Source organism: Frankia sp. CgKIO3 (genome assembly GCF_977946435.1).
In genome coordinates this window covers 1-5,861 of the sequence record NZ_CDWTMO010000060.1, presented here as the reverse complement: position 1 = coordinate 5,861, position 5,861 = coordinate 1, and the positions used below count along the sequence as shown (strand labels likewise).

General features: G+C 70.3%; 5 protein-coding genes. 4 read left to right on the top strand and 1 reads right to left on the bottom strand.

All coding sequences use genetic code 11. From position 1 onward, the window contains the following. The 4 genes from AC08OJ_RS09255 to AC08OJ_RS09240 form a co-directional block, all read left to right on the top strand. Positions 1 to 460, top strand: a 460-nt coding sequence (locus AC08OJ_RS09255; protein WP_476595519.1) for a HesA/MoeB/ThiF family protein, incomplete at its 5' end; no start/stop codon positions are given. After that, complete coding sequence (locus tag AC08OJ_RS09250) at positions 457 to 1,827, top strand: cysteine desulfurase family protein (protein WP_476595518.1); 1,371 nt, start codon at positions 457 to 459, stop codon at positions 1,825 to 1,827. The genes AC08OJ_RS09255 and AC08OJ_RS09250, both read left to right, overlap by 4 nt. Positions 1,828 to 1,939: 112 nt before the next feature. Continuing rightward, positions 1,940 to 3,943, top strand: coding sequence for a 2-oxoacid:acceptor oxidoreductase subunit alpha (locus tag AC08OJ_RS09245; protein WP_476595517.1), 2,004 nt, complete (start codon positions 1,940 to 1,942; stop codon positions 3,941 to 3,943). Then, positions 3,940 to 5,016, top strand: coding sequence for a 2-oxoacid:ferredoxin oxidoreductase subunit beta (locus tag AC08OJ_RS09240; protein ID WP_476594397.1), 1,077 nt, complete (start codon positions 3,940 to 3,942; stop codon positions 5,014 to 5,016). The genes AC08OJ_RS09245 and AC08OJ_RS09240 overlap by 4 nt, the downstream gene beginning before the upstream one ends. A 585-nt stretch (positions 5,017 to 5,601) precedes the next feature. Here the strand turns inward: AC08OJ_RS09240 and AC08OJ_RS09235 are convergent. Further along, a complete protein-coding gene (locus tag AC08OJ_RS09235; protein ID WP_476595516.1) occupies positions 5,602 to 5,838 on the bottom strand; it encodes a 4Fe-4S dicluster domain-containing protein in 237 nt (78 codons plus the stop codon). Between the last annotated feature and the right edge of the window lie 23 nt (positions 5,839 to 5,861).

Genomic DNA, 5,861 nt, shown 5'->3' with positions numbered 1-5,861 from the left:
CCCGGGTGTCGAGATCGTCGCCCTGGACCGGGATTTGACCGATCCCAGCCTGCCCCGTCTGATCGCCGAGGCGGACGTGGTGGTCGACGCCCGGCACAACTTCCCCGAGCGGTATCTGCTCAACCGGCTGTGCCTGGCGACGCAGGTCCCCCTGGTCGTCGCCGCGATGAACGCCACCGAGGCGTATCTGCTGGTGGTCCGGCCGGGTTCGCCCTGCCTGCGGTGTGTGTTCCCGGAGGGGGACCCGTCCTGGGAGCCCCTCGGTTTCCCGGTGCTCGGCGCGGTCGCCGGAACGGTGGGCTGCCTGGCGGCGACCGAGGCGTTGAAGATCGCCGGTGGATTCGCCGAGCCGGCGGTCGGCCGGCTGATCCACCTCGATCTGTGGGACACGGACCTGCGGACGCCGCGGACGCGGCGCGATCCCGCCTGCGTGGACTGCGGCTCTGGAGGCGCATCGTGATCTATCTTGACTACAACGCGACGACCCCGGTCGACCCGGAGGTCGTCCGGGCGATGCTGCCGTTGCTGCGGGACCACTTCGCGAATCCGGCCAGCTCGCACCCGGCCGGGCAGGCCGTCGCCCGGCTCGTCGAAGGAGCCCGGCGGGACGTGGCGAACCTCGCCGGCGCCCAGCCGCGTGACGTCATCTTCACCAGCGGGGCGACCGAGGCGGCCAACCTGGCGATCGCCGGGGTCCTGGCCACCGCCCCGCCGTCCTGCCGCCGCGTGCTCGTCGGAGCGACCGAGCATCGGGCGGTCCTCGCCGCGGCGGAGGCCGCGGCGCGGGTGCACGGGGCGATCGTGCAGACCATCCGGGTTCATCCCGACGGCACGATCGACCTCAACCACCTGCGCGCGCTGCTGCAACCGGTATGGGACGGTTCCGCCGTCGCGGGGGGCTCCGCGATCGCGGGGAACGGGGGGGTCCTCGGGGCCTCCGTCTCGAAGGTCGCCCTGGTGGCGGCGATGACGGCGAACAACGAGACCGGGACGCTGAACGACCCGCGGCCCATCGCCGAGCTCGCCCACGGGGCGGGGGCGTTCTACCTCGCCGACATCACCCAGACGCTGGGCCGGATGCCGGTTTCGGTCGTGGATGCCGGCATCGACCTCGCCGTCGCGTCCGCGCACAAGCTCTACGGGCCCAAGGGCACCGGCGCGCTGATCGTCGGCCGGCACGCCCGGTCGCAGCTGGCACCGCTGATCCACGGCGGCGGGCAGGAACGGGGCCTGCGCGCCGGCACGGTCAACACCGCCGGGGTGGTCGGCTTCGGCGCCGCGGCGCGGATTGCCGCCGCGGTGATGGAGGACGAGGCCCCGCGGCAGCGGGCCCAGACCGAGCTGCTGCACGATCTGCTCGTCGAGTGGCTCGGCGTCGATGCCGTCGAGCTCAACGGGCCGAGTGAGCGCGGCGGGGGCCGCGAATGCCGGCTGCCGAACACCATCAACCTGCGGTTTGTCGGTGCCGACGCCGACGCCGTCCAGGCCTGTCTGCCGGACGTGGCGGTGTCCGCGGGCTCCGCCTGTCACGGTGGCGGCGCCGAGCCGTCCCATGTGCTCACCGCGATGGGCCGGTCGACCACGGCGGCCATGGAGAGCCTGCGGTTCAGCGTGGGCCGGTTCACCACCGTCGACCAGATCCACGCCGCCGCCGCCGCGGTGGCTCGCGCGGTGCTGCGCGTGCGTGCCCTGGAGCAGAACCGATCGAACGATCTCTTCGACGGCCCCACCACCGAGTTCCGGGTGCAGGAGATCCCCACCGACCGGGTGTTCTCGCGGGCCCTGCGCATGCCCGAGGTGCCCGCCCCCCGATCCGCCTATCCCTGACCCGTTCCCCGCGCTTCCCTGACCCCGCTTCCGCGCTGTCAGCGTTGCCACGCGCGGTCCCGCTCGCCCGGCGCGGGCGTGCGTAGCCGAGAAGTTGAGATGAGGTTTCGCCATGCCAACCGAACAGTTGTCCGAACGACCCGACCCGGGGGTCACGCAACTGGAACACGTGGTGATCCGTTTTGCCGGTGACTCCGGCGACGGGATGCAGCTCACCGGTGACCGGTTCGGCGCCCAGGCCGCCGCGGGCGGCAACGACGTGGCGACGCTGCCGAACTACCCGGCGGAGATCCGGGCGCCAGCCGGAACCGTGGCCGGGGTGTCGAGCTACCAGCTCCACATCGCCGACCACGACATCAGGACCCCGGGCGACCGGCCCGACGTTCTGGTCGCCATGAACCCCGCGGCGCTCAAGGCGAACATCGCCGAGCTGCGTCCCGGCGGGGTCCTGATCGTGGACACCGACGCGTTCACGGTGATGGGCCTGGAAAAGGCCGGTTACGAGGCCGATCCCCTGACCAACGGGTCGCTGGACGCCTACCACGTGCACGCGATCAACCTCACCGGTCTCGCCGCCACGGCCGTCGCTGAGTTCAACCTAAAGCGCAAGGACGCTGCCCGGACGAAGAACATGTTCGCGCTCGGCCTGGTGTCCTGGATGTTCAGCCAGCCCATCGAGGACACGATCGCCTACCTGCAGAAGCGGTTCGCCGCGAAGCCGGACGTGCAGGCCGCGAACATCGCCGCGCTGCGGGCCGGGTGGATCTACGGCGACACCACCGAGGCCTTCGCGCTCGCCTACGAGGTGAAGCCGGCCAAGCTGCCCGCCGGCACCTACCGGCACATGAAGGGCAACAAGGCGATCGCCTACGGCCTGGTCGCCGCCGCGCAGCAGGCCGGGATGCCGCTGTTCCTCGGCGCCTACCCGATCACTCCCGCCTCCGACATCCTGCACGAACTGAGCGCGCTCGCATCCTTCGACGTGCGCTCCTTCCAGGCCGAGGACGAGATCGCCGCCATCGGCTCCGCGATCGGCGCGGCCTTCGCCGGGATGCTCGGCGTGACCGTGACCTCCGGTCCCGGGATGGCCCTGAAGACCGAGGCCCTCGGTCTTGCGGTGATCATGGAGTTGCCGCTCGTCGTCGTCAACGTGCAGCGCGGCGGGCCGTCGACCGGTCTGCCGACCAAGACCGAGCAGTCCGACCTGCTCCAGGCCCTGTACGGCAGGCACGGCGAGGCGCCGCTGCCGGTGATCGCGGCGCGTTCGCCCGCGGACGGCTTCGACGCCGCGCTGGAGGCGGCCCGGATCGCGCTGGCCTACCGCACCCCGGTCATCCTGCTGTCCGACGCCTACGTCGCCAACGGCAGCGAGCCGTGGCGGGTGCCCGAGACGGCGGAGCTGCCCAGCATCGGGATCGATCTCGCCACCGGCCCGAACGGGGTGGACGAGGCCGGTAACCCGATCTTCCTGCCGTACGCGCGGGACCCGATCACGCTGGCCCGCCCGCTGGCGATCCCGGGTACCCCGGGGCTCACACACCGCATCGGTGGTCTGGAGAAGGCCGAGCTGACCGGCGCGGTCTCCTACGACCCCGACAACCACGACCTGCTGGTCCGCACCCGACAGTCCAAGATCGATCACATCGACGTGCCGCTCCTGGAAGTCGATGATCCCAGTGGGTCGCCCGGATCCGGCGCCGATGTGCTGGTGATCGGATGGGGCTCGACGTGGGGGCCGATCGGTGAAGCCTGCCGCCAGGTGCGGCGCGACGGTATGAAGGTCGCCCAGGCGCACCTGCGCCATCTCGCCCCGCTGCCGGCGAACCTGGCCTCGGTGCTGTCGGAGTACCACACCGTGCTCGTCCCCGAGATGAACCTCGGGCAGCTCGCCGGACTCCTGCGCCGAGAATGCCTGATCGATACCGTCGGCTACAACCAGACCCGCGGCATGCCGTTCCGGGTGGCCGAGCTCACCTCCGTCATCAGCCGGATCATCCAGGGCATCGACGAGGAGCCGTCGGCGGAGGCGGCCTCGAAGCCGGTCGGGGACGTGAGCGCCCGGTTGAACGCACACCTTGGTTCGAAGCTCGGCACGGCCGGGGGGGCAGGACGATGATCTCGCTGAATGATGGATCCGGAGAACCGTCGGGTGACTCGGCGGGACGGCCGGCGCTGACCGTGCAGGACTACATGACCGGCAACGAGGTCCGCTGGTGCCCCGGCTGCGGGGACCACGCCATCCTCTCGACGATGCGGGGTCTGCTGCCGGCCCTCGGCGTCCCGCCTGAGAACATCGTGATCGTGTCCGGCATCGGGTGCTCCTCGCGGTTCCCCTACTACCTCGACACCTACGGCATCCACTCGATCCACGGCCGGGCGCCGTCCTTTGCGACCGGAGTCTCGATCAACCGGCCGGACCTGGCGGTGTGGGTCGTAACCGGTGATGGCGACGCGCTGTCGATCGGCGGTAACCACCTTATCCACGCGCTGCGTCGCAACGTGAACCTCAAGATCATGTTGTTCAACAACCAGATCTACGGTTTGACGAAAGGTCAGCACTCGCCGACCTCCAGGATCGGCACGATCAGCCCGTCGAGCCCCCACGGGTCGCTCGACAACCCGTTCGACCCGGTTGCGCTCGCGCTCGGCGCCGGCGCGACGTTCGTCGCCCGCACGATCGACTCGGACCGTCGCCACCTCACCGCCACCCTCACCGCCGCCGCGGCGCACCAGGGAACGGCGCTGGTGGAGATCCGGCAAGGCTGCCCCACGTTCAACGCGATTCCCCGTCAGCCGAAGCGGTCCGATGCCGGCGCCGCCGGGGTCGCCGGGGCGAAGGGCGAGCAGGGGCCGATCCGGCTCTCGCCCGGTATGCCGGTGGTCTTCGGCGTGGACGAGCAGTACGCCGTGATCCGCGACCCGGCCACCGGGGAGCTGGCCGTCGGGCACAGCGGTGACTCCCGCGTCGTGGTGCACGATCCGACGGTGGAGAACTCGACCTACGCTTACGCCCTAGCCCAGCTGGCGCGGGCGGAGTTTCCGGAGCCGCCGATCGGCGTCTATCGGTCGGTCTCGCATCCCGTGTTCGACCAGCTGTTCCAGGAGAGGCTGGCGACCGTCCGGCCCGGCGGCCTAGGCGACCTGCGGACGTTGCTCCAAGGTGCCGACTCCTGGACGGTGGCCGGGTAGGTCGCCGCCGGGTGACCTACGGCTGGGATGAGACCTACGGCTGAGGCGAACCGGACCGATGGGCGGTCGCCGGGTGGACGCTCGGGGGCGAGGGGATCAGGCCTGTCAGGGCTGGCCTGATCCCCTCAGGGGATTCCGCGTTACTGTGCCCGGCTCGGCCTCGGCCCGGAGTGATCCCGGTTCCGGGCCCATGTGGTTTCCGTCATGGTCTCCGGCCTTCTGGTGATGACGGCCTCCTGGTGATGACGCCTGCACGCCGTTTTCCGGGATTTTTGTCACGCCGCTTTCTCGTCAATCGGCATTCCGCGGCGGGTCATCTGGTCAACGGCACGACCGGTCGGCATTACCCGTCGGGAAACCCAACGGGAAACCCGTCGAGACACGTCGATTCAGGCGCGGTACGGGGAACGCCGGGAACGTCTCCAGCCGACTCCGGCCCCGAACTCTGCTTCGACCCCGGCCCCTGATTCGGCCCCGAAATGTAGAGGGCCGGTGCCCGGACGGGATGGGTCCTGGGCACCGGCCGTAGGCCGGCGGTCTCGCTGACGCCGTGGCCGCGTCAGCCTTCGCCGGCGGCTTGTCTCGTTAGCGTCTGTAGGACGCGACGAAAGCGGTGTCCGCCCTGATCGGGCCGATCTTGCCGGCGCCGCCCGGATTACCGATCGGAGCATCCCGACCAGACAGGATAGCGGTGAAGAACCGGGCTTCGTCCGTAATGAACTCGGCCTCGCTCGCCGGCACGATCCGGGTACTCTTGATCGCGTCGACCGGGCAGGCCGACTCGCAGGCTCCGCAGTCGATGCACTCATCCGGGATAGTCATTAAATAAGTTGATCATTTGATCT